Source organism: Armatimonadota bacterium (genome assembly GCA_039679645.1).
GTDB lineage: Bacteria > Armatimonadota > UBA5829 > UBA5829 > UBA5829 > UBA5829.
Genome location: JBDKUO010000024.1, coordinates 26,536 through 51,215, shown reverse-complemented (window position 1 = coordinate 51,215; position 24,680 = coordinate 26,536). Strand labels below are relative to the sequence as shown.

Here is a 24,680-nt window from a genome sequence, read left to right as displayed (position 1 = left end):
TAAGTCAGTGTAGTAGGCAGTAGGTAGTGTTTGTCGATGAGTATACAATCCGGCGGTGGACACAGAGCGCGTGGAGCCATTTAGGACTTGAGCTTCCGTGTGATCTGCATTGTGTTTGTGACCACCTCGGCCTGAATATAGAGAGCATAGAATCCTGTGTGCAAGTGCCGGGCTACTATGTTCCTGGAGTCAGCGTGATCGGGCTGAATAACTATATCCCACAATCACGACTACGCTTTACTTTGGCGCACGAGATCGGGCATCATATCATCGGCCAGGCGACCGGCCACAAATACACTGTCGATCTGCCACGGTGGATGGAGCGGCTATGCGATCAATTTGCAACAGAGCTGCTTATGCCCGCCGATATGGTCCGCGAGCAGGCATCAGACCTCGGTCACCCGGACCGGTACGATAAGACCGGCACATTAGCCGCCAGGTTCGATGTGAGCATATCTGCTATGCGGCGGAGATTGCAAGAACTCGGGCTTGCATACAAACCAAGATTAATACCAACACATTACTGAGAACCCAGCAGTTTCAGGTTCTCCTACCAGGAGGAGAACGGTGAGTCAATTCATTGAGGTTGTGTTTTTAGAAATCCCGCGTGTAGGCGAGAGATGCCATATCCTGCTGAATGGCCAAGAAGCTATCACCTCACCTATTATTAACATACAAACGAATCCACAATATCCAGGCTGGTTCTTGGCAAGCACGCAATCTGGAAGTCAGTATACTGGACAAGTCAACATACAAAACAACCAAAAGACTTGCTCGACTCCTGCAACACCCACGGTGCAAATGAATACAAAATCGGGACAATGTCAAGTCTCTCCGTTGAAAAGAAATGTATGCTCGGGGATAATTGCAGGCACAGTGATATTATTGATTTGGCTTTTCTTGTCTACGTCAACTGGTAGTGAATCTAAAAACAACGAAGAAAATGCATTTATTATGTCTCAGGTCTTTGTTGAACGCAACTTAAAATCTCCTTCAACAGCTAAGTTTCCAACTTATGAAGAAGATAGTGATTCAGATGGCGTTATTGTGCATCACGATGGCCCTGGCACTTATATAGTAATCTCGGAAGTGAACTCTGAAAACAGCTTTGGTGCAATGATACGCAATTATTATTTGTGCAGGCTTACCTATAAGGAAAATAAAGATACTTGGGAACTTGATGATCTACGCTTTTCGGATACTAGCCCAGAGAGTTTATTATCAGGCGATGCCGATTCATACCAGTAATATTTCAAGAGGAATGCTATTCCTCTGCGTTTTACCATTCTGCTGCTCTCCCGCACCCTGCGCTCCGCGCCCCTACGCCGCCACGGTCCTGCGTATTCTGGACGGTGACACAATAGAAGTGCAGCGCGGCCAGACAATCGAGCATGTTCGCCTGTTCGGCATAGATTGCCCGGAAAAGAGTCAGGAATTCGGCTCCGAGGCCACCAAGGCAACATCCGAACTGGCGCTGAATAAACAGGTTGCCGTTGAACCTGTAAGCAAGGATAGGGATAACCGCGTTGTGGCTGTCGTGATCCTGCCGGGCAGGATTAACCTGAACCAAAAGCTCGTGGCCATGGGTATGGCCTGGTGGTGGAAAGAATACGCGCCAAAATCGACGGTGCTACCAAGGAACGAGGCTTCGGCGAAGTCGGCAAAACTCGGCCTGTGGGCAAAGAGCGAGCCAATCCCGCCATGGGAGTTCAGAGCGCAGCACAGAGGTAAGAGTATTGACGAGCCGACTGAGCAGCCGAAAAAGCAGGCTGTTGTCGGCTCCGTATACATAGCCAAGAGTGGCCATTGTTACCACCGCCGGGACTGCCGAACGATCCGGGACTCAAAGGTTACATCAATCAGCCGAGCAGAGGCTACAAAGAACGGATATCGAGCTTGCGAGGTTTGCAAGCCATAGTAAGGAAGTATCATGCCACGCAGACGAACAGGCACAATTCAGCAGCGCTCGGATGGTGACACAATAGCTGATTTATTTCATTGAGCAGTTGACAAACATATCATATGTGATATAATATCAAATGTGAGGCATATAATGGATTGGGAAGTAGAGCTTTATGCAAAAGAAGATGGGAAAATTCCGGTATTGGAATTTCAACGTAAACTTCCCGTCAAACACCGAGCAAAATCAGTCCGTGATGTTGACATGCTCGCAGAGTTCGGAACTCATTTGCGAGAGCCCTACGTTAAAGCTATTAAAGGTGAAAAATACAAAGGTTTGTGGGAGCTTAGAACGAAGTTTGCCAGTGATATATCACGTATATTCTACTTTCTACCGGTCCACAATCGCTTCATTTTGCTCCATGGATATATAAAGAAAGATATGAAATTGGATACTCACGAATTGGATATCGCAAAGAAATACATGGACGACTATATACGGAGGACACAAAAATGAACAAGCCCACCAGTGTTCCCTGGAAAAAAATAAGACAGCAGTTAATCGAAGAAGATTCTGAGTTCGCCACCGCATTGGAAGAACTGGCTCCGGAATATGAAGTTGCTCGACAACTCATAAAAGCCAGACTTGAACGGGGTATGACCCAGGAAGAACTGGCTGCAAAGGTCGGAACAAAGCAGAGTAACATCAGTCGCATAGAGCGCGGGCAGCAGAACACGTCCATTGGCCTGCTAAACAAAGTGGCAAAAGGTCTCGGCAAGAAATTACACGTGTCGATTGGGTGATACCGCCGAGAAAGTGAATATTCACACTAAATATTGCATGGTGTGACCTTTATGGTCATACCTTGACTTGAATCCAGACGCGCTAAAAATGTCCCTATCCGATCTCCTCAACTCACATAACAAAAACAACCAGGAGCCTCTCCAGCAAGAGCGCGCCCGGGCTTACGTACGCGTCAGCCACGAGCGCTCCGCCGAAAAGAACATCAGCCCCGAGACACAGCGCAAGCGGATTGAGGCATACGCCCGTGAACGCGGCTATGAGATTGTCCAGTGGTATGAGGACCTTGGTATATCGGCTTTCAAGGATGACGATCTGCGCGTCGGATGGAAGAGACTCCTTAGAGATGCCAAGGACGACCCGCACACAACAGTCGTGCTCGTATGGCGTTATGACAGGTTCAGCCGCGGCGATAACGCCCAAACTATCCAGCGTGATCTCCTCCGTCACGGCGTCCGCATAGAGTCGGCTGAAGAGGGCTATTACGACCCGGATAGCGAGACCGGCGCTATAATGATGCCTCTCACCTGGTCGCTGAACCGCCTCTTCTCTATCAAGCTGAGGAACGTCGTCATTCCGAATATGAAAACCAACTTCGAGCAGCGGGACCCTGAGACCGGATGGGCCTACAAGAACGGCGGATGGGCGCAGTGGGGATACAAAAAGCAACGGCTTAAGATCGGCAGATCAGCTAAACATACTGACATCTACAAGGCTATCTGGGTTCTCGATGACACGATAGTTGCAGGCAAGCCTGTGTGGCAATGGGCAAAAACTATGCTCTTGGACTGGCGACTTGGGCAGCACCTCGGATATGATACGATAGCCGCCAAACTAACCAGTGCAGGCGTTCCTACTCCGAGCAAGCGAGCGGCGTGGAGTCATACAACCGTTCAGGGGCTCATTGGCGACTGGACGCGGTTATATCAATATGCTGGTACCGCATTTTGGAACCGCGAGGACTGCACGGACCGCAATAATCGGCGGCAGCGCGATCCATCCGAATGGGTCGTTGTCCCGGATGCCCACCCTGCCATCATCACGGAACAGGAGTGTGACGACATTAGAAAGATGGTAGATAACAGAAGCAAACCCAAACCTGGCCGTAAAGGAGAAGAATCCCGTTTTGCGCTTTCGGGTGGTCTGTTGAAATGTAAACTCTGTAGTGCAAACTATGCTGGTATAAAGCGTAAATCAGGAGATTACTATGCCTGTGGTTCACATCTCTATCGACGCGGTGCGGATTGTGGGCCAGCGTGGAATATTCCAAGAGACACAATCGAGAACTTAATATTCAGCAAGATACTTGCCCGTATGCCGGACGATCCTACAAAGCTTCAGCAATGGGCGGATGAAATGAATTGCCAGATCGATGATTATTGGAGTGCTTTCACAGACACCTCCGCCGAGCGAAAGTGCGAAGCTAAGCGTCTTGAAAAACAACTCTCGAATTTGCTCGATGTTGCCGGTAGCGTTCAGAGCAGTGATGAACTGAAGCAGCGCATCAATGATACATCGGCATCACTTGAGCGACTGCGGCGAGTAAATGATGTCGAGAAGCCTGCCAAGGTGGATATTGACAGACTCAGGCAATTTAGGGACGAGGTAACTGAAGCGGCTGTGTCGACGGATTTCGCACAAAGAAGATCGATCTTGAAGAAGCTTGTTGTAGAAATAAAGGCAGATTCAGAAACAAAAACGCTCGAAGGTAACCTAATAGACCCCCGAGCGCTCGCAAATATACATATCGGTGGCGGTCCCAAGGGGAGTTGAACCCCTCTCCCGGCCTTGAAAGAGCCGTGTGCTAACCGATGCACCATGGGACCGCGCTTTGTTATTATACCAAAACAGGAAGTGTTGATCAATAGCTAGTCAGGTTCCTGGACTGTGAGCGGCTCGGGAGATTGCACACTCGCGCCGCTGTCTCCACCACCCGGTCGCTTGAAGAGCTTTTTCCGCAGGCCGCTCCAGAGGTAGTCGAGTTCGTTGACCTTGAGCAGCCTGAGAAGCACAAGATATACCCCACCGCCAATGAACATAGCCGCCAGCACGGTCAGGAAAGAGCCCATCTTGCTTTCGACACGGCCGATTGGGCGCTTGACTATAAAACTCGGATACGCCGACTCAAGACTCCGCCTGTTCTGTTTGGGCGATAGCTTCGCATCTTGAGGTGAAACGCTGCCGCTCTTGATGACCATATTCAGATCGTGCATCATCTCAAGGCGACCATCGGCAGTATTTAGGTTGCGCTTTGCGTCAGATGACAGCTTGGAATACAAATACGCCGACATTGGTGTGCTGCCCTCTTGAAGTGTGCGAGCAAATGCGACTGGCCTGCTTATATCGCCATCCTGAAGCTGCCACGAGCCGACCAATCGGGACATGCCCAGGCGCACCCCAAAACATACAACACCCATCACTGCGGCGGCAACAATAATGCGCCCGACGGTCTTCAGAATACTGCCGCCTTCGAGCCCATGAAGCTTTTTGCGCAGGAACCATACCAAGGCAAAGAAATGCAGCGAGACGGCTATAGTAGTGGCGAGTGCAATACCGCCGGTTCCCATCTTACGCATGAGAATGTAGTTGATCGGTATAAAAATGATAGTGGCGACAGTGCCTGTTGCAACTGGTGTAATTGTATCCTGCAGCGCAAAGAACCCGCGTGCCACAATCGCCTGGCCTGCCCAGGCAAATATCCCGAGAGAGTAATAAATCAGCGGTATTGCTGCCGTGCCGACGCTGGCGGGTCCAAACTTACCGGACATATAGACCGTGCGCACCAGTGGGTCGGCCATTATTATCATAAACATCATCGACGGAATGCTCTCGACCATGATCGCGCGCACTCCATAAGCTATGCCGCTGCGCATGTCATCGTAGGCATGCTTGGCGGCGTAGGTAGCAAGCAATGGAAGTATAGCCGTGCCTGCTGCCTGGGCAAAAATGCCGAGCGGCACCTGCATCAGACGATTGGCATTGTTGAGCGCGGCCGGAGACGAAGCAGAGACGAAACTGGCGAACCAGCGGTTGATAATAACATCGATCTGTGGAAGGCCCAGCCCAAACACCACGGGCAGGGCAAGCTGTGCAATCTTAATAACGCCCGAATGCCGCAGGTTCAAACTGGGATGGAACTCAAACCCGAGCTTGCGCATCCAATAATACGCATAAACGATGTTGCCTGCAAATGCGCCGATCAGTGTACCTATAGCGACACCGGCAATGTTGAACCAATGGCTGAGCACCAAAGCGCCGAAAATAATGCCGATGTTGTAGATCACCGGCCCGGCTGCCGTGGCGCGAAACTCCTGCCTGGACTGCAGCGATGCCATCATCAATCCGCCAAGGAAGAAGAATAGCTGGCATGGCAGAATGATGCGCGTCAGGAGAGTTGTCAATGGAATAAGCTCGGGATGGTGCTTTACAAACCCAGGGACCGCCAGCACACATACCAGCGGCTTCGCAAATATCCAAAACAGTATTACAGCGCCGCCCAGGACAATACCCATAAAGCAGGCTATGATGCTGAAAATTTCCCATGCCTCTTTTTGCCTGCCGGTGCTGAAGCGTTCGGTAAAGACCGGTATAAACGCAGCCGAGAGAGCTCCACTTGAAAGGAAAAAGTAAAGCAGGTCAGGCAGGTTAAATGCGGAAATGTATGCGCTCGTCGGCCCTGTCTGGCCGAACTGATGCGCAATGATCATGTCTCGGATCAGACCGAGAAAACGGCTGAGCAGCACCGCCACGAGCATGAGCCCGGCGGCTTTCTTAAAAGACTGGTGTGACGCCATAAATACCGGTATAAGAACCTGATTATCGCCCGGCATGCCTGATTGGCACACCATATGCAACAGGTCTTAATGATTCTCCTTCGAAAGAGTGTGTGGTTACATTCTTCGCCCGTCGAACATTCGGCGGGCCACTTTTTTGCCCTCTGTAGATACGCTTGGACAGCCGGGCCGGTTCCCAGGTTATGCTTACTTGCTGATTATCATCCTGAGCGAAACAATCAGCAGGAACACTCCGAACATTTTTTTCAGCACATGATCCGGGACCCCGGTTGCGAGCCTCGCACCAAGGTACCCGCCAACAAAGAAACCAACTGCCAGGATGGCGGCAACTTTAATATCTACTTGACCGGCTTTATAATACGCATAGGCCGCCAGAAACCCTATAGGCGGAATCATCATTGCGAGAGTAGTACCCTGAGCCTTGTGCTGCGAAAACTTGAAAAAATAAACCAAAGCAGGTATGACCAGCGTCGCTCCGCCAATGCCGATCAACCCACTTAATATCCCTGCCAAAAACCCAAGAATTGAAAAAGATAGCACAGTTGCCAATTTATCATACCCCTTATGCCGCAATGGACCTAAAGCCTACTATAGAATACTCCAAAAGGCTGTTCATTGGTAGAGCCAATCAGTCTTCCGCGAACCCGCAGCGCTCAAAAGCTCGAAACCTTAGCCCGATTGCTTTTAGTTCGACAGGAAAATATACATTAAGTGTAGAAGTTGAGCATATGACAGTCCTTATCGACTATTTGCATACCGTCGGCAACAGCCTTGCTAGAGGCGATTCGACCGAACATACTCATCGTCCGGCTCTGAAGGCGTTTGTCGAGAGCATTCATCCCGGCATTATGGCGACAAATGAACCCAGGCGCATCGACTGCGGCGCACCGGATTTGATTGTCACAAAGGGCCACACGCCGCTGGGTTACATTGAGACCAAGGACATCGGCAGGTCGTTGGATGAAGCCGAGCGAAGTGAACAGCTTTCCAGATATCAGGAAAGCCTCGGAAATCTCATTCTTACAGACTATCTGGAATTTCGGTGGTATGTCGGTAAGGAACGGCGCGCCGCTGCACGACTTGCCACATTCGATATAAATGGTAAGCTCCGTGAGGATCCCGATGGCAGCAAACAAGTTGTTGAGATTGTCAGGGCATTTCTTGAAACTCAAACTCCCACAGTGGCCAATCCTCGCGAACTTGCCCAGCGAATGGCGCATATCGCCCGGCTGATCCGTGAAACCATTACCAAGGCTTTGTCTCGGGAGTCCGATAGCGGCTCGCTCCATTCACAGCTTGACGGTTTTCGCGAAACTCTGCTCCACGACCTGACCGAAGAACAATTCGCTGATATGTATGCGCAGACGATCTGCTACGGTTTGTTCGCAGCGCGATGCAACACGTCCAATGGCGCGCACTTTACCCGTCAAGACGCGGCGTATGACCTTCCGAAAACAAACCCCTTTTTACGCAAGATGTTTCAGCACATTGCCGGTTATGACCTTGACGATAGGATAGCCTGGGCGGTGGATGATGTGGCGAACCTGCTTGCCCATGCGGATATGGAGAGGATACTTCAGGATTTCGGTAAGCGCACGCGACAGGAAGACCCGGTAGTTCACTTCTACGAGACTTTTCTGGCGGAATACGACCCCAAAATGCGGGAAGCCAGAGGCGTATATTACACTCCAGAGCCGGTGGTATCGTATATAGTGCGCAGCGTCGATCATATACTGAAAACGGATTTCGAACTGCCCGGTGGGCTGGCCGATCCCGCAAAGGTCAAGCTGAAGAATGGGGATAAGGAACGCGAAGTCCACAAGGTCCAGATACTGGACCCGGCGACGGGCACGGGAACATTCCTGCATGGCGTGATAGATCTAATACATGAATCGTTGGCGGGCAATCAGGGGATGTGGTCGGGTTATGTGCGCGATCATCTGCTTCCGAGGGTACACGGTTTTGAACTGTTGATGGCTCCGTATGCCGTCACGCACATGAAGCTCGGTCTGCAGCTCCAGGAAACGGGTTACGATTTCGAGGCGGACGAAAGGCTGCATGTCTATCTCACCAACACTCTTGAAGAGGCCGAAAAATACGCCGGGCACAGCCTGTTCTCTCAGTTTATTGTTGAAGAAGCAAACGCGGCAAGCAGGGTAAAGAAAGACGTGCCGGTGATGGTAGTTTTGGGAAACCCGCCGTATTCAGGCCATTCGGCGAACAAGGGCCAGTGGATAAACGACCTCCTGCACGGCAAGGACACGCTTACCGGCAAGCCGACCGAGAGCTATTTTCAAGTTGACGGCAAGCCGCTGGGCGAGAAAAACCCCAAGTGGCTGAATGATGACTATGTAAAGTTCATACGTTTTGCGCAGTGGCGAATAGAGCAGACAGGCCATGGCGTTCTCGCCTATATCTCGAATCATGGCTATCTGGACAACCCGACTTTCCGGGGCATGCGCCAAAGCCTGATGAACACGTTTGATGATATATATGTTTTGGACCTACACGGCAACAGCAAGAAGAAAGAGCACTGCCCTGACGGGTCAAAGGACGAAAACGTATTTGATATTCAACAAGGTGTGGCTATAGGGATATTCGTCAAGAGGCCTCACAAGGGTAAGCACGAGTGCAAAGTAAGGCATTTTGATCTTTGGGGAAAGCGGCACGAGAAATATGAATGGCTGTCAGAAAACAGCATCCCAACTACGCAGTGGACTGAAACCGCGCCCTCCGCGCCATTTCATATGTTTGCTTCACAAGACGACAAACTGCGTGAGGAATATGAAAAGTGCTGGAGCATCCCAAGCATATATGTGCTCAACAGTCTTGGTATCGCAACGGCTCGTGATTCGTTTTCGATTTGCTGGACAGAGGATGATATCTGGCAGGTTGTGCAGGATTTTATTTCAATGGATGCCGAGCAGGCACGCAGGCGTTACTCGTTAGGTGCGGATACACATGACTGGAAAGTGCCTCTTGCGCAAAAAGATGTGGTCGAGAGTGGACCCATGCGGAAACATTTAGTTCGCATTAATTATCGCCCATTTGATATCCGTTATACGTATTACACAGGGCATTCTGGAGGATTCCATTGTAGACCACGTGATGAAGTGATGCGCCATATGCTCAACGGAGAAGGCAATCTTGCTATCAGCACTACTCGCTCTGTGGAGATAGGACGCGACTGGGAGCATGTTTTCTGCATGAGGGACCTGACTCAGCTTCACAGTGTATCACTCAAGGAGGTTAACTATCACTTCCCTCTATATGTTTATCCCGACCGTATGTCTAACGGCACCCTCTGGGAGGACGAGTATGCAAATTCTCCCGGCAGAAGGCGGCCCAATCTTTCGCATCAGTTCATAGCCGATTTCTCAAAACGGCTCGGCATGACATTTATTCCTGACGGCAAGGGAGACCGCGTAAGCACATTCGGGCCTGAAGACGTGTTCGACTATATGTATGCCGTGTTCCATTCGCCGACATACAGAGCGCGCTACACCCAGTTCTTGAAAATAGACTTTCCGCGCCTGCCTCTGACAAGCAACCCGGCGCTCTTTATTCGGCTGTGCGAATTGGGGGCAGAACTGGTTGCTCTGCATCTTATGGACAAGACCGGAAAAGCTCCGGCTGCCTATAACCAGCCGGGGACAGATGTTGTTGAGCGTGTTCGATATACCGAACCGGGGCAGGGAGCCCAAATCGGCAGAGTCTGGATAAACGATACGCAGTATTTCGAGAATGTGCCGCCGGAAGTCTGGGGCTTCCATGTCGGCGGATATCAGGTCTGCCAGAAATGGCTCAAGGATCGCAAAGATCGCAAACTCTCATATGACGATCTGCTTCATTACGCGCGTATTGTCGCCGCGCTTGGCAATACAATTCGCCTGATGGAAGATATAGACAAGGCGATTGAAGAATACGGCGGGTTTCCTATAACTTGAGCGCCATGCTATCAAATAAATAGACTGCAATTATACAACTTCATGTGTTTGAACCATCAGCATGTTGGGTATCTATATAGTGTCGTAATAAAGGATAGAGGTGATATGTTATGGCACGCGAAAAGACTCTTGCAAGAAGAGAGCCGAGTGAAGTTGAAACATTGGAACCGTGGAACACATTTAGAGACATGGAGCGGATGTTTAGAAACTTCTTCGGCGTACCGATGGTTCGACCTCCGAGAATGTGGCTCAGAGAGCTAGGTGAGTTTACACCGGAGGTCGATATGAAAGAGACCGATAAGGAACTCATACTCTCGGCGACGATTCCGGGAATGACAAAGGACGAGATAGATATAGACGTTACCGGAGATGAAATCACTATCTCCGGCGAGAGAAAGACCGAGGAAGAAAAGCCCGGTGAAAGGTATCATGTTCGCCAGCAAAGCTACGGAGCATTTCATGTCCGCTATTCATTGCCGGCAGAGGTAAAGCCGGAAGAGGTGAAGGCCAGCTACAAGCATGGCATTCTTGAGGTCATTATGCCCAAAGCGGAAGAAATGGCAAAGCATAAAGTGGCAGTCGAAGAGACGCAATAACAAGTTGTTTGCCTTTTGATCTAGGTGGGAATGTAGAAGTGGGAAATCCGTTAATGACGGAAGACCTATCTTTCTTCTCCTTTCGAGTGCTTTAAGTTCCCGCAGGAGCCATAAAGCTTCAAGCGGGCCCGCCGGTCCATGTGATCGGCGGGTCTTTTTTATGGCTCAACCCGGTAGATTTGCCAGTGGAATATAGGCATGCATTGTGATATCCTTTGAATATGGATGCTTTAAGAGTAAAGATAATGCCTGTCAATGCGGCAGTGTTAATTGTGGGTTTGCTGGACTTGATTACAACAGTATTTTGGCTGGCAACCGGCTGCGTGATTGAGGTCAACCCCATTATGGCTGCAGTGCTGAAAACGGGGTTAATGCTCTTTATTTTTGTAAAGGTTGCCACACTGGGGGCTTACGTCGCTGTTATGGAATGGTATAGACGCCACAGAAATCCCGCTTTTGTAAGTGCTGTCGGCAATTTCACTGTGCTGGCGTACATCGGTATCTACGCAGTCTCATTTTACGGCGTCAACCACGCTTACTTCATTAGATAGACTTAAGCAGCCTGCTTCTTATATCCACGTTTTTCGATGACCTCCACAAACGCTTTCACTAGGTCCGGGTCAAACTGCGTACCCGCACAGTTTTTCAGCTCGCTGACGGCATCCTCGACGGTCATAGCCTGCCTGTAAGACCGATTGTTGGTCATGGCATCAAACGACTCGGTGATCGCAATAATGCGGGCGAGCAGCGGAATATTCTTGCCTGCGAGCTTTGCCGGGTAGCCTTTGCCGTCGTAGCGCTCGTGATGGTGCTTGACTGCAGGTACAATCGAGCTCATCTGCTGCATACGCTTGAGTATGCAGGAGCCCAGCCTCGGCTGGTTTTCGATCTGCTTCCATTCGTCGACTTCGAGAGGTTCGGACTTTTCCAGTATTGCCTCGGGCGTAGCTATACGGCCGATATCATGCAGCAGCGCTGCTATTTTTAGGTTGTTGATCTCTTCAGCCGACATTTCTATTGATTCTGCCAGCGCAACCGACAAGCTCATCACCGAGAAAGAATGTCCACGGCTGTGGCTGTCTTTGGCATCCGCCATTGCAGCAAGCGCTTCGATTGCGCTTGTGTCGTCATCGTCCAAGAGCGGTTTAACATGGCAGGGTTTAGCCCGATAGGAGCAGTGGAATTCCTCTCGATATACATAACAGCGGTTCTTGCCCTGCTGCTTGGCATAATATAGCGCCGCGTCTGCGTTCAGAACGAGTTGATGATGGCTTTGCCCCTGAGAGGGATAACCGGCTATACCCGCGCTGACAGTCATCTGCTTGTTCTTGCCGAATACGCTCTTGCTGCGCTTGGCGGTCGTCTTCCTGATTCTTTCAGCCACATCAAGCGCATCTGCAGGCTCGGTTTCGGGAAGAATAATAACAAACTCCTCGCCGCCGTATCGGGCAAGTATGTCTATGTTTCTGACACAGCCTGCGCATATATCTGCGAACCACTTAAGCAGTTTATCGCCTTCCTGATGGCCCCAGGTATCGTTGTATGTTTTGAAGTTATCCAGGTCGAACATAATCAGAGAGAGAGGACGACTATAGCGATTTGCCCTTTCGATCTCAGTCGATAGCCTCTCCTGAAAATAGCGGTGGTTGAAGATATCGGTCAGGCCATCCACATTGGCGCGCTGCTCGGCATTGCGCCTGTGGTATACCTCCATATCAAAGAGATGCCCAATAATGCCCGCAATGCTTATGCAGATGATCTGCCAGGAGAAAAATGTGAGGTAGTGACTTTGAAAGTTTACCTGCAGATTGTCCAGCAGCATACGATAGACTTCCGGATTACCCCAGTCGGCCGATTCCGCGCCATATGCCCAAACTCCGACAATGTATGACATCGTAGCAAATAAAAAGCCACACAAGTAGAAGATCAGGCGGTATTTCAAAGTCAATGCGTATCGATTTTCAGTCATCCGTTATCCTCGTAATGCGCGGACGCACCTATTAGTATTATTGGGGATAAAGGGGACTTGCTATAGGTGATTTCTTGCCTCCAGACGTGAATTCACGGATTTTGTGCTGATGGGGCACAGTAGAAGCGCTGTGCCCCATTTATATGCTTGCTATGTCAAGGCCGCGGCAAGATCTGCTTCGGGTGTGCTTATTGGAGCTATATTAAAGTTCTCAACGAGAGCATTGAGGATCGGCGGTGTAACGAATGCCGGCAGGCTGGGACCGAGCTTGATATTCTTTATCCCAAGATGCAAAAGCGTAAGCAGTATTGCGCATGCTTTCTGTTCGTACCAAGAGAGGATCATCGAGAGCGGCAGATCGTTTACACTGCAGCCGAACGCCTCGGCAAGTGACATAGCAATCTTTATGGCAGAATAAGCATCGTTGCACTGGCCGACATCCAGGAGCCTTGGTATGCCGTCTATGCTGCCGAAGTCGAGTTTGTTGAACCTGTATTTACCGCAGGCCAGCGTCAGGATCACGCAGTCTTTCGGCACCTGCTGCGCGAACTCGGTGTAGTAGTTTCGTCCCGGTTTTGCGCCGTCGCATCCGCCAATAAGGAAGAGATGCCTTATGACGCCGCTTTTTACCGCATCGATCACTTTTTCAGCGACTCCCATTACAGCATTTCGCCCAAAACCGACCATGATTGTTTTGTCGGGTCCGTCCTCCGTAAAACCATCAGCGGCCAGAGCGGCGTCAATCACGGGAGTGAAATCTTTATCTTCGCCGATGTGTCCAACTCCCGGCATCGCGACAAGGCCGGTCGTGAAAATCCTGCCCTTATAGGTCTCTCTGGGCCTCTGAATACAGTTTGTGGTCATCAAGATCGCGCCGGGAAACGCGTCAAACTCCTTTACCTGGTCCTGCCAAGCGCCGCCGTAGTTGCCCACCAGATGTTTGAACGCTTTGAGCTTGGGATATGCGAGAGCCGGGAGCATCTCCCCATGCGTATAGATATTAATCCCCTTGCCTTCAGTCTGCTTAAGCAGCAGGTATAGGTCCTTGAGGTCATGACCTGAAACCACAATCGCCTTGCCCTTAACCGGCTCTATGCGCACGGCAGTCGGCTCTGGATGGCCGTATGCGTCGGTGTTGGCTTCGTCGAGAAGCTCCATAACTCGCAGGTTCAGTTCGCCCACCCCCAGGCTCGCTGCAACCAGCTCGTCAACAGTAGGCTCAGCCTTGGTGAGCAGATTTAGGTATTCATGGAACTTGGCATATACGGCATCATCTTCCTTGCCTAAGATCTGCGCATGGTCGGCATAAGCGGCGGCGCCCTTGAGGCCGTATGTCACAAGTTCCTGCAGACCGGTAATATCTTCGCCAAGCGCATTCTTTCTCGAAGGTATTCCGATCTGGGTGCCCCGCGCGACAAGTCCGTCGATATCATCTTTGGGAACCCACGACGCAGGTCCTGTAAGTAAGTCGGGGATTTTGCCCGCCTTTGCAGTGGCATCCTCATATAGCTTTTTGGCTTTATCCTTTATCCTTCCGGCCTTGATGAGCATATCTTTCAGGCGCTCAGGATCAAAATCTACATTTGTGACTGTAGCAAACAGCGCCTGGATGATGAAAACGTCTATACGGCGGTCTTTTGCGCCGAGTCGATCAGCTCTGAAAGCATACATTGAGATACCTTTTGAAGCGTATACGAGCAGGTCTTGAAGCGCGGCAGTTGCAGCGTCTTTGCCGCACACACCACGAACAGTGCACCCCGTCCCCATTGCTGTTTGTTCGCATTGGTAGCAAAACATGTTCATTCGCATTCTCCTCATATTATATGTTGAAAGCTGGATGCCCAATATTGCGACCCAGGACAGCGGTATTTTACCGTTATCAGCCCGATATTTATTTGACTTTGATCAGATTATCAAATATATTCTCTGGCTTATATTGTTTGACAAGTCAAATTAGATGGACCTGATAAACAATAGTTTGCGGAAGCTGAGACAAAAACCGCTAATTAGCAATTAACCCATTGACAAATGCGTGACTCAGACGCATAATACATTGATGCTTAATATGCCTCATGGCAGGGTGTTTGGCTATGCACCCTCACAAAGGGAAGTATCGGCGATTATTGCCGCTGCAGCATGTATGGCATTGTATATGCAGTCACACATGTCGTCAAGTAGGCAACATCTGCAATTGATGCGCGGATAATATTTTGCGCTTTTGAGTATTTGTGTAAGGAATACAGGTTGCGTCCTGGCATTCGCGAACAGACCATGACAATGCCTCAAGATGAGCTTTTGTAGCCGGCAATATAGACTTAACGGTTGCTATAGTGTATAATTATTAATAGCCTTGGGCTTGCAGAGCAAGTTATCGACAAAATTAGTCTGAGTTGTCAACAAGGCGTTAGAAGCACACACATATATCTTACGTCAGTTTTTGTCAGTAAGGGCGAGATGGTATAATCCTGTTTCGCTACAATGGAGTGCGTGGTATTTAACTCCGGGGGGGCTGGTCATGAATGCATTGCCGGTACGACCGCAACAAGTGGCGGATGCCGATCAAAGGCTGAGGTATTTCGATGACCTCGAGAGATGGGGATTTGAGATTGCCTATTGCGCTTTTGACGCTTATCCCTATGACGAAGTTGTCGGCGTGCTCAAGGATTCATACACTGGATTTGTCACCGAAGCTCATAAGCGCGGTTATCCCGCCTGTGTGCAGATACAATCCACAATCTGTGCGGCTGACAGGGTCGGAATCGAAGAAGCTCAGTATGATGCCGACAACAATCCCATCAAATGCAAAGAAAACGGTTTTTACGCCTCGTTTGCATCCGATGCATGGAAAGACTATCTCAAAGAGTTGACCTCGCTGTTTGTAAAGCAATATGGCTTTGACTATGTTGTCTTCGATGAACCTCTTTTTAAGGTCGACATTCCCGGTTCCAATGATCGGTTCTATGCGAAATTTGCTGCAGAATATCCGAATGTGAAATACCCGCTCTCGCGAGAAGAAAACGCCGAATACCTGATGGTTCAGGATGCGAAGGCGCGAGTTGTTGAAGAGTTTTGCGCTGATTTGGTGGCGCACGCCAAGTCAGTGGGCGTAAAAAAAGCGGGCGTAATTCACTTGTCCTTTATCCCTGCCCAAAATCCTCCCGACAGCGCGTTTAACGCGTCATGCAATATTGGCAGGATCGCGAAAATTGACGGCCTTGATTTTTTGGTAGCAGGGACAAGAGGCTTGATGCGTACCGGCGATGAAACATCAGCCTCCGGCAAACTCGGTTATATTGAAATGCTCTCTCATGCGCTTGGAAAGGATGTTATCGCTCTAGACAGTCTTGTAGAAGATCGCACAGGTTCCCCGGAGCTTGTTCCTATTGATATCTACACAGACACCATGCTTTCATCTCTTGCGGCGGCTCCATGCGGATTCGGCACACCCTGGCATGGTGAGCGTTCCGGTAAGGACGACGCCCACATGAAGGTATTAAAACCTGCAGCAAGCGCAGCCAGAAGACTCGGGTATCCCAAATCGCCGGTGGCTTTTGTTTTTTCCTACTCCGGCACCAGGCATGTCGAGCCCCTGACATACGAAGGTGTATTTTCGCACTATATGGCCCTGGCAAAGCAGATGGCAATTGATGCCCATATTCCGATGCTCACGTTCCACGCGGACACCCTTGACAAGGACCTTGAGGAGCATCCAGAGGTCCAGGTGCTTATCTTTGAAGAACACTTTCCCATGAGTGTAGAGCAGATGCTTGTAATAAGAAACTGGTGGCAAAGCTCGGAAAAGCGAGCTGCCATTGCTTTCGGTTCGGGTAAGGGTTTCAACGCAGACCCCAGTCTGCCGGGCACACAGCCATGTGCGCTCTCCCAGCCTGGAATACTGGAACTGATAGGGCTCAGGCAGGAAGAGGACATGACCATCGCCTTTGATGAACCTGTCGAGCTCAATGACGTTTCACGAGTCCGGCGTTCGGCTTTCCTGGGTGATGAGCCGCTGAAAGTGAAGCAGGTTGCCGATATTCGCCGCATCTTTGGTTCACGCGCAAGTGTTTTGTATGAAGTGGACGCGGAAGGTACAAAAGTGCCGGTGGTAGCCGAGTGGCGCGACCGTTCTACACTTGCCGTCTTTTGCGGTTTCGGACTTTCACCGGAGACTGCCTCTATGGCGGAGAATGCGGTCAAATATGTGCTTCGAGAGGTAAGCGCTTCCAATCTGCTGATTGATTCATGCAGTGAAGGAATACTCTGGAATGTAAACGCCTCCAACTATCTGATCGTGACCAATATATCGGATAGTGAAGGGCATGCCGTTGGCAGGCCAGGTCGAGCAAACTTATGGGATGTGCAGGAAGAGCGCTTGCTTGCAGACGGTGACCCCCAGATTACGATTGCACCGCACTCGTTCAAGCTCTATAGAGTAGTAGGACGAAGATCAAAATTCTACGATGTGCAAGGCGCTGGGTGCATGCGAAAGCTCGTCGACGGCTCCGGCAGAGCGGAAATAGAACTGCTCGCCGGACAAAAGACAGTGTTTGTTCTGCGCAGTTCGCCGAAAGAGATTATAGTGGACGGTAAATCGTGCACGGTTTCTCAGGAAGTCAGAGACGGGGTTTATTATGTCACGCTGCTGCAATGCCGTCCGGGAGAACGTATCATCACCCTTAAGTGGTAATAAGAACAGTATGTTTTAGTTTTTGTCGGCGAGTGGATAATCCACTCGCCGCTTTTGTGTACGGCAGCAGGATAAGGGTATACTCATAACTATGAGCGACGATGCATACGATGTGGTCATTATCGGCGGCGGTCCGGCCGGACTATCATGCGCTCTGTATACGGCGCGCGCAAAGCTCAACACGCTGGTGCTGGACCGCGCCCCAGGCGCAGGTGCGCTGGCTTCAACCGCGAAAATCGAGAATTATCCGGGAGTAAGGGGGCCGGTGGCCGGCTCGGACCTGCTGGACACGATTCGAGACCAGGCGACGAACTTCGGCGCCAATTACTCCAAAAATGCTGTGATGGCGGTCGATCTGATCTCTGAGACAAAGACATTCTACACTCCGGCAGGCACGTATCACGGTCGCACGGCCGTTATCGCAACCGGTTCGCTCGGCAGGCATGAAAAAATCGACGGCGAGGACGATTTTCTCGGCAGAGGAGTCAGCTACTGCGTCACTTGCGACGCGGCGTTCTTCAAAGACAGAGCGGCTGCTGTGGTCGGCCAAAACGAAGTCGTAATGGAGGAGGCTTTGTTCCTTTCGCGGTTTGCACAAGTCGTACATTTGATTACGCCGATGAGCCGCCTTAGGGGGACCTCCGAACTGCTGGATGAGATCATGTCAACGCCCAATGTTGTCACTCACGTCGGGCTTAAAGTCAAGCAGATCGTGGGCGAACAGGCTGTAACGGGCATCATCGTCACCGACAAGGCCGGATTGGAATCGCTGCTGCCTCTTGAGGGAGTATTTATGCTTTTATCGGGGACAGCTCCTATAACCGATTTTCTCGGCGGTTCATTGAAACTGCTGGCGGAAGGCTGTGTCGATGTAGATTGCAATTTTGCCACAAATTTGCCCGGCGTTTATGCAGTCGGCGATGTCACATGTCTACATCCTAAACAGGCCATAATCGCCGCGGGAGAAGGGGTAGTCGCGGCGCTTGCAATCGACAAATTCCTTTCCAGCAGAGAAAGGACCAGAGTAGACTATATATAAATAGTTTGAACCTGGGCCGCTCCGGGTAGTTTTTTTAAGCAGGCAGGAATATTGACTTGATCTCACTAATACTACGTTTGAACTTAATCATTAAATCCGCAAGAACAAGGAGATAACGCAAACACAATGAAAAAAGCCGCCATTTGGGTAGCCGCTGCCGGTGTCGCTGTAATACTCACCGGCTGTGGAAAAAGTTGTAAAGTCGCTAATGTCCCCGCTACCGTCGCCACCGTCAACGGCCAGGGCATACCTGCTTCGCAGTATCTGGACATGACCAGCCGAAGAGCGGGTCGAGATGTGCTGTCAAGCCTGATTGAACAAAATATCATTCTGAAATGGGCCAAGGATGAAAATGTCCCTCCGACACAGGACCAGATAAACAAGCAGATTGAAATCCTGAAACGCGATGGAGTATATGACCGCCAGGTAAAGCTCCTTGGCGAAGATGCGATCAAATCCGAGCTGACCGCTATGCAGGCGCGAATAAATCTTGCCAAAAAAGTTTCCAAGGTAAGCGACAGCGAATTGAAGTCAGCTTACGAGATGATGAAACAGCGCTATATTCACGGTCCGCGCAAGTATGTGGCGCTGATTATTAACCCCGACAAAAAAAAGATCGAGGATGCTGCCAAGGCAGTTAAGGGCGGTATGAGCTTTGATGACGCCGCAGCAGAGTATTCCGACAAGCGTTTTTCTATGGGCGGCGGTCCTATTGAGATTTGGATAGCCGAAGGCCAGCAGGGAATGCCCAAAGAGCTTACCGACGCTGCCAAAAACACCAAAGTCGGCGAAGTAAGCGAGGTCTTTTCGTTCGGGCAGACAGGCATGCCGACCAACTACGCTGTAATGAAGGTGACACAGGAGCAGCCGAAAGCCAACTTGACCCTGAAAGATGTAAAGGATGAGGTTGAGGATGCGGCGGCGCTGCAGAAGTCGCAGATGGACCCCAAGTTCACCCAGGCTCTAAATGACAAGAAGAAAGCCGCCAAGATCACTATCGACATCCCGTATCTAAAGGATGTAGCAGGCACCATAAATAACCCGCCTGAAACTCCTATGGCGATGCCGACTCCACAGAGGGTTGCTCCTAAGGCCAAGAAATAGCCATATTTATTATGTATCGGCTTGCTTTCGGGCAGGCCGATACGCCCATCTCCGCAACAGATCTCCTGTCTTGCCTCAAAATGCGACATGCGCGCGTAAGTCGGGAAGGAATTGACCGCAGCGTCGACTAAGTACTGTCAGAGTTGGTTGTGACCCATGTTTACGATACCAATGCAGGAGGAAATTGCATGTATAAGATAGCTGTCCTCGGCGGTGACGGGACCGGCCCGGAAGTCGTCAGAGAGGGATTAAAAGTTCTGGAGGCCGCAAGCCATAAGGTCGGTTTCAAATATGAGACAGTCGGCTACGATTGGGGCGGCGACCGATATATACGTACCGGCGAGGTTCTACCCGCCTCCGCAATCGACGAGATGAAAAAATACAATGCCATCTACCTGGGCGCAATCGGTCACCCGGATGTAAAGCCGGGCATACTTGAAAAGGGAATTCTCCTCGCTCTCAGGTTCGGGCTGGACCAGTATATCAACCTACGCCCCGTTAAGCTCTATCCCGGCGTCGAAACGCCTTTGAAGGACAAAGGACCGGCGGATATAGACTATGTAGTCGTGCGCGAGAACACCGAGGGCCTGTATACGGGCGCGGGCGGCGTCCTCAAAAAGGGCACACCCGACGAAGTGGCCGTGCAGGAGTCGATCAACACTCGTAAGGGTGTCGAGAGATGCATCCGCTATGCTTTCGAGTATACCCGAAAGCGCAACAAGGATAAAAAACTCACACTCTGCGGCAAGACAAACGTCCTGACATATGCTTTTGATCTTTGGGACCGGGCATTTAATGAAGTTGCCAAGGAGTATTCCGATATCACCACAGACTACGCCCACGTGGACGCAACCACCATGTGGATGGTCAAGAATCCCGAGTGGTTCGATGTAATCGTCACAGACAACATGTTCGGCGATATCATCACTGACCTTGGCGCGATGACCCAGGGCGGAATGGGCATTGCCGCCGGCGGCAACATCAACCCCGAAGGCGTCTCCATGTTCGAGCCCATCGGCGGTTCGGCGCCTAAGTATACGGGTATGAATGTTATCAATCCGCTTGCCGCAATCGGCGCGGTTCAGATGATGCTGGAGACTCTCGGCGAGTCGAAGGCCGCTGATATTATCGACAAGGCCATTGCCTACGTCACAGGCAATAAGCTCAAGAGCATGAGCGCAGGCAAGATGGGCTACTCCACCACCGAAGTCGGAGATATGGTAGCCCAGTTCGTCGCAGACGCTTCCATTTAGTATTTGATATTTTGTATTTTGTATTTCGTGGTTGGCCGGGGCTTGGGCTCCGGCTTTTTTCATCCGATGTAGTATAATGATGCTTGAGGCAATTAGAGGTCAAATATGTCCTTTCCCATAAACCGAATGAGAAGACTGCGCGCATCCGATACTCTGCGCAGAATGGTACGCGAGGTATCCGTCTGCGTTGACGATTTGATATATCCACTCTTTGTCGCTCATGGGCTGGATGTTAAACTGCAGGTCCCGTCGATGCCGGGTATATATCACTTCAGCGTGGATGCCCTGGTCGATGAAGCAAAATCAGTGCGCGACTTAGGTATTCCCGCAGTGCTCCTGTTCGGGCTGCCCGCCAGTAAAGACGAATTTGCGTCAGAAGCATACGCGAGGGACGGCATAGTACAGCGGGCAGTATCGACTCTGAAGCGTGAAGTCCCCGAACTGGTAGTAATCACCGATGTCTGTTTATGCGAATACACCTCACACGGCCACTGCGGGATAGTGCGAGACGGCGAAGTGCAAAACGACGAGACACTCGAACTGATAGCGCGGACGGCCGTCTCCCATGCCGAAGCCGGTGCGGATATGGTCGCGCCGTCGGATATGATGGACGGCAGGGTAATGGCTATCCGCGAAGCATTGGACGACCGGGGCTTTATCAACACGTCGATTATGGCCTATTCGGCAAAGTTTGCGTCGGCGTTCTATGGCCCATTCAGAGACGCGGCTGGATGCGCGCCTCAGTTCGGAAATCGTGCAAGCTATCAGATGGACCCTCCGAACCGCCGCGAGGCTCTTAAGGAGATCGCGCTGGATGTGGAAGAGGGAGCGGATATTGTGATGGTTAAGCCGGCGCTCTCTTACCTCGACATTATAAGTGACGCGCGGGCGTCGTTTGACGTGCCGGTGGCTGCCTATAACGTCTCAGGTGAGTACTGTATGGTTAAAGCTGCTGCGCAGGCCGGATATATAGACGAGCGCAGAATCGTGTCCGAAATCCTTACATCAATCAAGCGCGCGGGAGCTGACCTTATCATTACGTACTCGGCCAAGGACTTCGCGAGAACAATTTGAGATTTAGTATTTTATATTTTGTATTTGCAAGCACACTCAATTGTATATGCCGGGAACACCGGACGGGTAATACTCATTCTAAGTAATACAAGACCGCCATATTGGAGCAGAGCTCGTGCTTAGAGTATCCAATCTAGTCAAATACTATAAGAAGACACTTGCTGTAGACGGCCTTTGGTTCGACGTGGCTGACGGCGAGATTGTCGGTCTGCTCGGCCCGAACGGCGCCGGAAAGACCACAATCTTGCGATGCATTACGGGTATTGTCCAACCGTCCGAAGGCATAATAGAGGTTGACGGTATCGACCTGGAGCACAATGAGCAGGAGGTCAAGCGGCGGATTGCGTTCGTGCCGGAGGTCCCCACCCCCTACGAGATGCTCACCGTAACCGAACATCTCAGGTTCATCGCAATGGCGTATCAGACAATGGAGAGTTTCGAGACGCGCGCCGAGCATTTGATGAGGCGTTTCGATCTCTATGAAAAGCGCAATGATCTGGTGTTGAGCCTCTCCAAGGGCATGAAGCAAAAACTGGCGATTGCATGCGCCTTTATTCACGATGCCCGCGTGATACTCCTTGATGAGCCGCTTATCGGGATCGACCCAAAGGGTGTCCACGAACTAAAAGAGATGATCGCGGATGCCAGAGATGCAGGCAAATCGATACTCATCAGCACACATATGCTCGATACGGCTGAGCACCTGTGCGACAGGATAATAATAATACGCGAGGGCAACATACTCGCTGAGGGAGACCTCAAAACCCTGCATGAGCGGGCCAAAATGGGCAATGACGCTACGCTCGAGGATGTGTTCCTGAGTTTGACCGAGGAGAAGCAAACCCTTGAGACCCCTGCTATACCTTGAGCTGAGACAGTTTGTCAACTCGATAAAGAACTCCATCCGCAGCCCCAAAAGGCTGATTCCGTTTCTGTTGATGGCTGCTTACGTTGTGTCGATGATGATTCAGGGGCTGGTCGTGTTCTCGAGCGGAGTCAGGCCGAGACAACCGGACTTTGATGCCTTGCAGGCAATTCAGCCGGAGGTAGTTGAAGCGATCCTCTTCATTGTCCTGAGCGTTGGATGCATGATGGTTATCTACAATTCCTTTAGCTCGGGCGCTCTCATCTTCTCGATTGCCCACATCGACTTTCTATTTCCAACCCCGGTCAGCCGCAGACATGTTCTGCTGATCCAGCTTATCAAGGACTACCTCAAGAACGGCTTCTATGTAACATTCCTCTATTTTATAATAGGCGGGCCTGTATATCAGGCGCTTGGCGTTCGGATGATGCCGTTGGGGCTGGTAAGCATCGTCGGATTGACTGTACTGCTGGTCACTGTCATCAATATTGCGCATACCATTAATATCATTTTCACTTTCGGCTTTGAGAAGCTCAGACAGGCAGGCCTAATTATCAAGGTCATTCTCTTCGTCGGCCCAATATCGGCAATCGCGTATGGCCTATTCCAGTATTTCGCAACAGGCAGCAGTTATGCAAGCATATTATGGGCAACAAACTCGCCGGTAATCAGCTTTTTCTTTGCGCCGGTGCGCTGGTGCACCGCTCTGCTTCTGGCGCCGCTTACGGGCATGACCTCGGAAGAGTGGAGGCTGTTCGTTCAATTATGGGCACTTGCAATCGGCAGCTTCGCGCTGTTGATGTCTCGAAAAGAAAACATATACGAGCCTTCTCTGGGAATAAGCGCGAGAATGGCGCGCAGGAAGCTGGCGATGCGCCAGGGTGACTTTGCAGGTGTCCGAATGGCGGCCTTGCGGGAAAAGGGGACAAAACGCCTATCCGGCCTGGACATACCGCCGTTTGGCGCCGGAGCTACCGCACTGCTGTGGAAGAGCCTGCTGCTTCGATACAGAGTCTCCAAAAGTCAGCTTGGAATGATGCTTGTTGTGCCTGTTGTAATGGTCTATATAATAAGACAGGTCGCCTCGGGACAAATCGGGGAGATTTTGCCGTATTTGCCTGTCGTGCTCCTTTACGTAGTCTGGCTTCTGTCACTGATGGCTCCAAATGAGGTAAGGACTGAGTTAAAGCACGCAAATATCTTGAAGTCAATGCCGATAGCGGCTTGGAAAATAATGCTGGCGCAAACAGTGAACTCAGTAATTTATCTGACCGCCGGTGTGCTTGTGTTCTCCGCAGCAATGTGGGCGATCATTCCACAGACTCGGGGCGAGACACTCCTCGCATGCGCTTTGGGCGCTCCCTTTTTGGGATTTGCTAATGTCTCACTTACAAATATATCCGGCCTGGCCTACCCCGATGCGCGTGATACCGCGCAAAACTACATCAGCGGTCTGTTTTCATTCCTGCTGGTCTCGATTGCGGTCTTGCCTACAATCGTCCTGGCGCTTATCTGCATTTATGTCTTCAAAACTTCCTACTATACCGCCGCTATCACCACATCTATCGGCAATCTCGCACTGGGGGCCGCAGGCGTCGCAGTCTCCGGTCTGATTTTCCGCAGATTCGATCCTACATCCAGTTGATGTGTC

Annotated in this window: 20 protein-coding genes and 1 tRNA gene; 16 read left to right on the top strand and 5 right to left on the bottom strand. The window is 50.8% G+C overall.

Annotated features, from left to right (window positions below; translation table 11 throughout):
* Positions 1-26 precede the first annotated feature (26 nt).
* The 6 genes from ABFD83_04855 (at position 27) to ABFD83_04830 (ending at position 4,474) form a co-directional block, all read left to right on the top strand.
* A complete protein-coding gene (locus tag ABFD83_04855; GenBank protein MEN6356397.1) occupies positions 27-527 on the top strand; it encodes an ImmA/IrrE family metallo-endopeptidase in 501 nt (166 codons plus the stop codon).
* A 40-nt stretch (positions 528-567) separates the two neighbouring features.
* Positions 568-1,248, top strand: coding sequence for a hypothetical protein (locus ABFD83_04850; GenBank protein ID MEN6356396.1), 681 nt, complete (start codon positions 568-570; stop codon positions 1,246-1,248).
* Positions 1,249-1,261: 13 nt separating this feature from the next.
* Positions 1,262-1,918, top strand: a complete 657-nt coding sequence (locus tag ABFD83_04845; GenBank protein ID MEN6356395.1) for a thermonuclease family protein — start codon at positions 1,262-1,264, stop codon at positions 1,916-1,918.
* A gap of 135 nt (positions 1,919-2,053) precedes the next feature.
* Positions 2,054-2,416: a type II toxin-antitoxin system RelE/ParE family toxin gene (locus ABFD83_04840; GenBank protein MEN6356394.1), complete on the top strand. Its 363-nt coding sequence runs from the start codon at positions 2,054-2,056 to the stop codon at positions 2,414-2,416.
* Positions 2,413-2,703: a helix-turn-helix transcriptional regulator gene (locus tag ABFD83_04835; protein MEN6356393.1), complete on the top strand. Its 291-nt coding sequence runs from the start codon at positions 2,413-2,415 to the stop codon at positions 2,701-2,703. The genes ABFD83_04840 and ABFD83_04835 overlap by 4 nt, the downstream gene beginning before the upstream one ends.
* An 88-nt stretch (positions 2,704-2,791) precedes the next feature.
* Positions 2,792-4,474, top strand: coding sequence for a recombinase family protein (locus tag ABFD83_04830; GenBank protein ID MEN6356392.1), 1,683 nt, complete (start codon positions 2,792-2,794; stop codon positions 4,472-4,474).
* Here the strand turns inward: ABFD83_04830 and ABFD83_04825 are convergent.
* From ABFD83_04825 to ABFD83_04815, 3 genes are all read right to left on the bottom strand, one after another.
* A tRNA-Glu gene (locus ABFD83_04825) sits at positions 4,453-4,527 on the bottom strand. The genes ABFD83_04830 and ABFD83_04825 overlap by 22 nt on opposite strands.
* Before the next feature lie 42 nt (positions 4,528-4,569).
* Positions 4,570-6,549 carry a murein biosynthesis integral membrane protein MurJ gene (gene murJ, locus ABFD83_04820; protein ID MEN6356391.1) on the bottom strand — a complete coding sequence of 660 codons (1,980 nt, stop codon included), beginning with the start codon at positions 6,547-6,549 and terminating at the stop codon, positions 4,570-4,572.
* Between the two features lie 132 nt (positions 6,550-6,681).
* Complete coding sequence (locus ABFD83_04815) at positions 6,682-7,035, bottom strand: sulfite exporter TauE/SafE family protein (GenBank protein ID MEN6356390.1); 354 nt, start codon at positions 7,033-7,035, stop codon at positions 6,682-6,684.
* Between the two features lie 188 nt (positions 7,036-7,223).
* Between ABFD83_04815 and ABFD83_04810 the strand changes: the two genes are divergently transcribed.
* From ABFD83_04810 to ABFD83_04800, 3 genes are all read left to right on the top strand, one after another.
* A complete protein-coding gene (locus tag ABFD83_04810) occupies positions 7,224-10,442 on the top strand; it encodes a type ISP restriction/modification enzyme (GenBank protein ID MEN6356389.1) in 3,219 nt (1,072 codons plus the stop codon).
* A gap of 110 nt (positions 10,443-10,552) precedes the next feature.
* The gene (locus ABFD83_04805) at positions 10,553-11,038 is read left to right on the top strand and encodes an Hsp20/alpha crystallin family protein (GenBank protein ID MEN6356388.1); all 486 of its coding nucleotides are present in this window, start codon (positions 10,553-10,555) and stop codon (positions 11,036-11,038) included.
* Positions 11,039-11,283: 245 nt separating this feature from the next.
* On the top strand, positions 11,284-11,589 hold the full coding sequence (locus tag ABFD83_04800) for a DUF5658 family protein (protein MEN6356387.1): 306 nt from the start codon (positions 11,284-11,286) through the stop codon (positions 11,587-11,589).
* Between the two features lie 2 nt (positions 11,590-11,591).
* Here ABFD83_04800 and ABFD83_04795 read toward each other — a convergent pair whose 3' ends face one another.
* Together ABFD83_04795 and hcp are read right to left on the bottom strand one after the other, a co-directional pair.
* Positions 11,592-13,007 carry a diguanylate cyclase gene (locus tag ABFD83_04795; GenBank protein ID MEN6356386.1) on the bottom strand — a complete coding sequence of 472 codons (1,416 nt, stop codon included), beginning with the start codon at positions 13,005-13,007 and terminating at the stop codon, positions 11,592-11,594.
* A 150-nt stretch (positions 13,008-13,157) separates the two neighbouring features.
* Positions 13,158-14,804, bottom strand: coding sequence for a hydroxylamine reductase (gene hcp / locus ABFD83_04790; protein ID MEN6356385.1), 1,647 nt, complete (start codon positions 14,802-14,804; stop codon positions 13,158-13,160).
* Positions 14,805-15,522: 718 nt separating this feature from the next.
* On the opposite strand from hcp, the gene ABFD83_04785 reads away from it, so the two are divergent.
* The 7 genes from ABFD83_04785 to ABFD83_04755 all read left to right on the top strand — a co-directional run bounded on the left by ABFD83_04785 (position 15,523) and on the right by ABFD83_04755 (position 24,674).
* Positions 15,523-17,694: a hypothetical protein gene (locus tag ABFD83_04785; GenBank protein MEN6356384.1), complete on the top strand. Its 2,172-nt coding sequence runs from the start codon at positions 15,523-15,525 to the stop codon at positions 17,692-17,694.
* Positions 17,695-17,785: 91 nt separating this feature from the next.
* Positions 17,786-18,733, top strand: coding sequence for an FAD-dependent oxidoreductase (locus tag ABFD83_04780; protein MEN6356383.1), 948 nt, complete (start codon positions 17,786-17,788; stop codon positions 18,731-18,733).
* 126 nt (positions 18,734-18,859) lie between these two features.
* Positions 18,860-19,837: a peptidyl-prolyl cis-trans isomerase gene (locus ABFD83_04775; protein ID MEN6356382.1), complete on the top strand. Its 978-nt coding sequence runs from the start codon at positions 18,860-18,862 to the stop codon at positions 19,835-19,837.
* 188 nt (positions 19,838-20,025) lie between these two features.
* The gene (locus ABFD83_04770) at positions 20,026-21,090 is read left to right on the top strand and encodes a 3-isopropylmalate dehydrogenase (GenBank protein MEN6356381.1); all 1,065 of its coding nucleotides are present in this window, start codon (positions 20,026-20,028) and stop codon (positions 21,088-21,090) included.
* A 105-nt stretch (positions 21,091-21,195) separates the two neighbouring features.
* Complete coding sequence (gene hemB, locus ABFD83_04765) at positions 21,196-22,164, top strand: porphobilinogen synthase (GenBank protein MEN6356380.1); 969 nt, start codon at positions 21,196-21,198, stop codon at positions 22,162-22,164.
* A gap of 115 nt (positions 22,165-22,279) precedes the next feature.
* On the top strand, positions 22,280-23,032 hold the full coding sequence (locus tag ABFD83_04760) for an ABC transporter ATP-binding protein (GenBank protein ID MEN6356379.1): 753 nt from the start codon (positions 22,280-22,282) through the stop codon (positions 23,030-23,032).
* Positions 23,010-24,674 (top strand): putative ABC exporter domain-containing protein, encoded by a 1,665-nt coding sequence (locus tag ABFD83_04755; protein MEN6356378.1) that lies wholly within the window; start codon positions 23,010-23,012, stop codon positions 24,672-24,674. The genes ABFD83_04760 and ABFD83_04755 overlap by 23 nt, the downstream gene beginning before the upstream one ends.
* Positions 24,675-24,680 lie beyond the last annotated feature (6 nt).

What these genes read in the sequence shown, in the direction of transcription:
- ABFD83_04840 (MEN6356394.1), top strand. Translation starts at nt 2,054, where the DNA reads ATGGATTGGGAAGTAGAGCTTTATGCAAAAGAAGATGGGAAAATTCCG.
- ABFD83_04800 (MEN6356387.1), top strand. Translation starts at nt 11,284, where the DNA reads ATGCCTGTCAATGCGGCAGTGTTAATTGTGGGTTTGCTGGACTTGATT.
- ABFD83_04785 (MEN6356384.1), top strand. Translation starts at nt 15,523, where the DNA reads ATGAATGCATTGCCGGTACGACCGCAACAAGTGGCGGATGCCGATCAA.
- ABFD83_04810 (MEN6356389.1), top strand. Translation starts at nt 7,224, where the DNA reads ATGACAGTCCTTATCGACTATTTGCATACCGTCGGCAACAGCCTTGCT.
- ABFD83_04830 (MEN6356392.1), top strand. Translation starts at nt 2,792, where the DNA reads ATGTCCCTATCCGATCTCCTCAACTCACATAACAAAAACAACCAGGAG.
- ABFD83_04845 (MEN6356395.1), top strand. Translation starts at nt 1,262, where the DNA reads ATGCTATTCCTCTGCGTTTTACCATTCTGCTGCTCTCCCGCACCCTGC.
- ABFD83_04795 (MEN6356386.1), bottom strand. Translation starts at nt 13,007, where the DNA reads ATGACTGAAAATCGATACGCATTGACTTTGAAATACCGCCTGATCTTC.
- ABFD83_04770 (MEN6356381.1), top strand. Translation starts at nt 20,026, where the DNA reads ATGTATAAGATAGCTGTCCTCGGCGGTGACGGGACCGGCCCGGAAGTC.
- ABFD83_04775 (MEN6356382.1), top strand. Translation starts at nt 18,860, where the DNA reads ATGAAAAAAGCCGCCATTTGGGTAGCCGCTGCCGGTGTCGCTGTAATA.
- ABFD83_04780 (MEN6356383.1), top strand. Translation starts at nt 17,786, where the DNA reads ATGAGCGACGATGCATACGATGTGGTCATTATCGGCGGCGGTCCGGCC.
- hcp (MEN6356385.1), bottom strand. Translation starts at nt 14,804, where the DNA reads ATGTTTTGCTACCAATGCGAACAAACAGCAATGGGGACGGGGTGCACT.
- hemB (MEN6356380.1), top strand. Translation starts at nt 21,196, where the DNA reads ATGTCCTTTCCCATAAACCGAATGAGAAGACTGCGCGCATCCGATACT.
- murJ (MEN6356391.1), bottom strand. Translation starts at nt 6,549, where the DNA reads ATGGTGTGCCAATCAGGCATGCCGGGCGATAATCAGGTTCTTATACCG.
- ABFD83_04805 (MEN6356388.1), top strand. Translation starts at nt 10,553, where the DNA reads ATGGCACGCGAAAAGACTCTTGCAAGAAGAGAGCCGAGTGAAGTTGAA.
- ABFD83_04835 (MEN6356393.1), top strand. Translation starts at nt 2,413, where the DNA reads ATGAACAAGCCCACCAGTGTTCCCTGGAAAAAAATAAGACAGCAGTTA.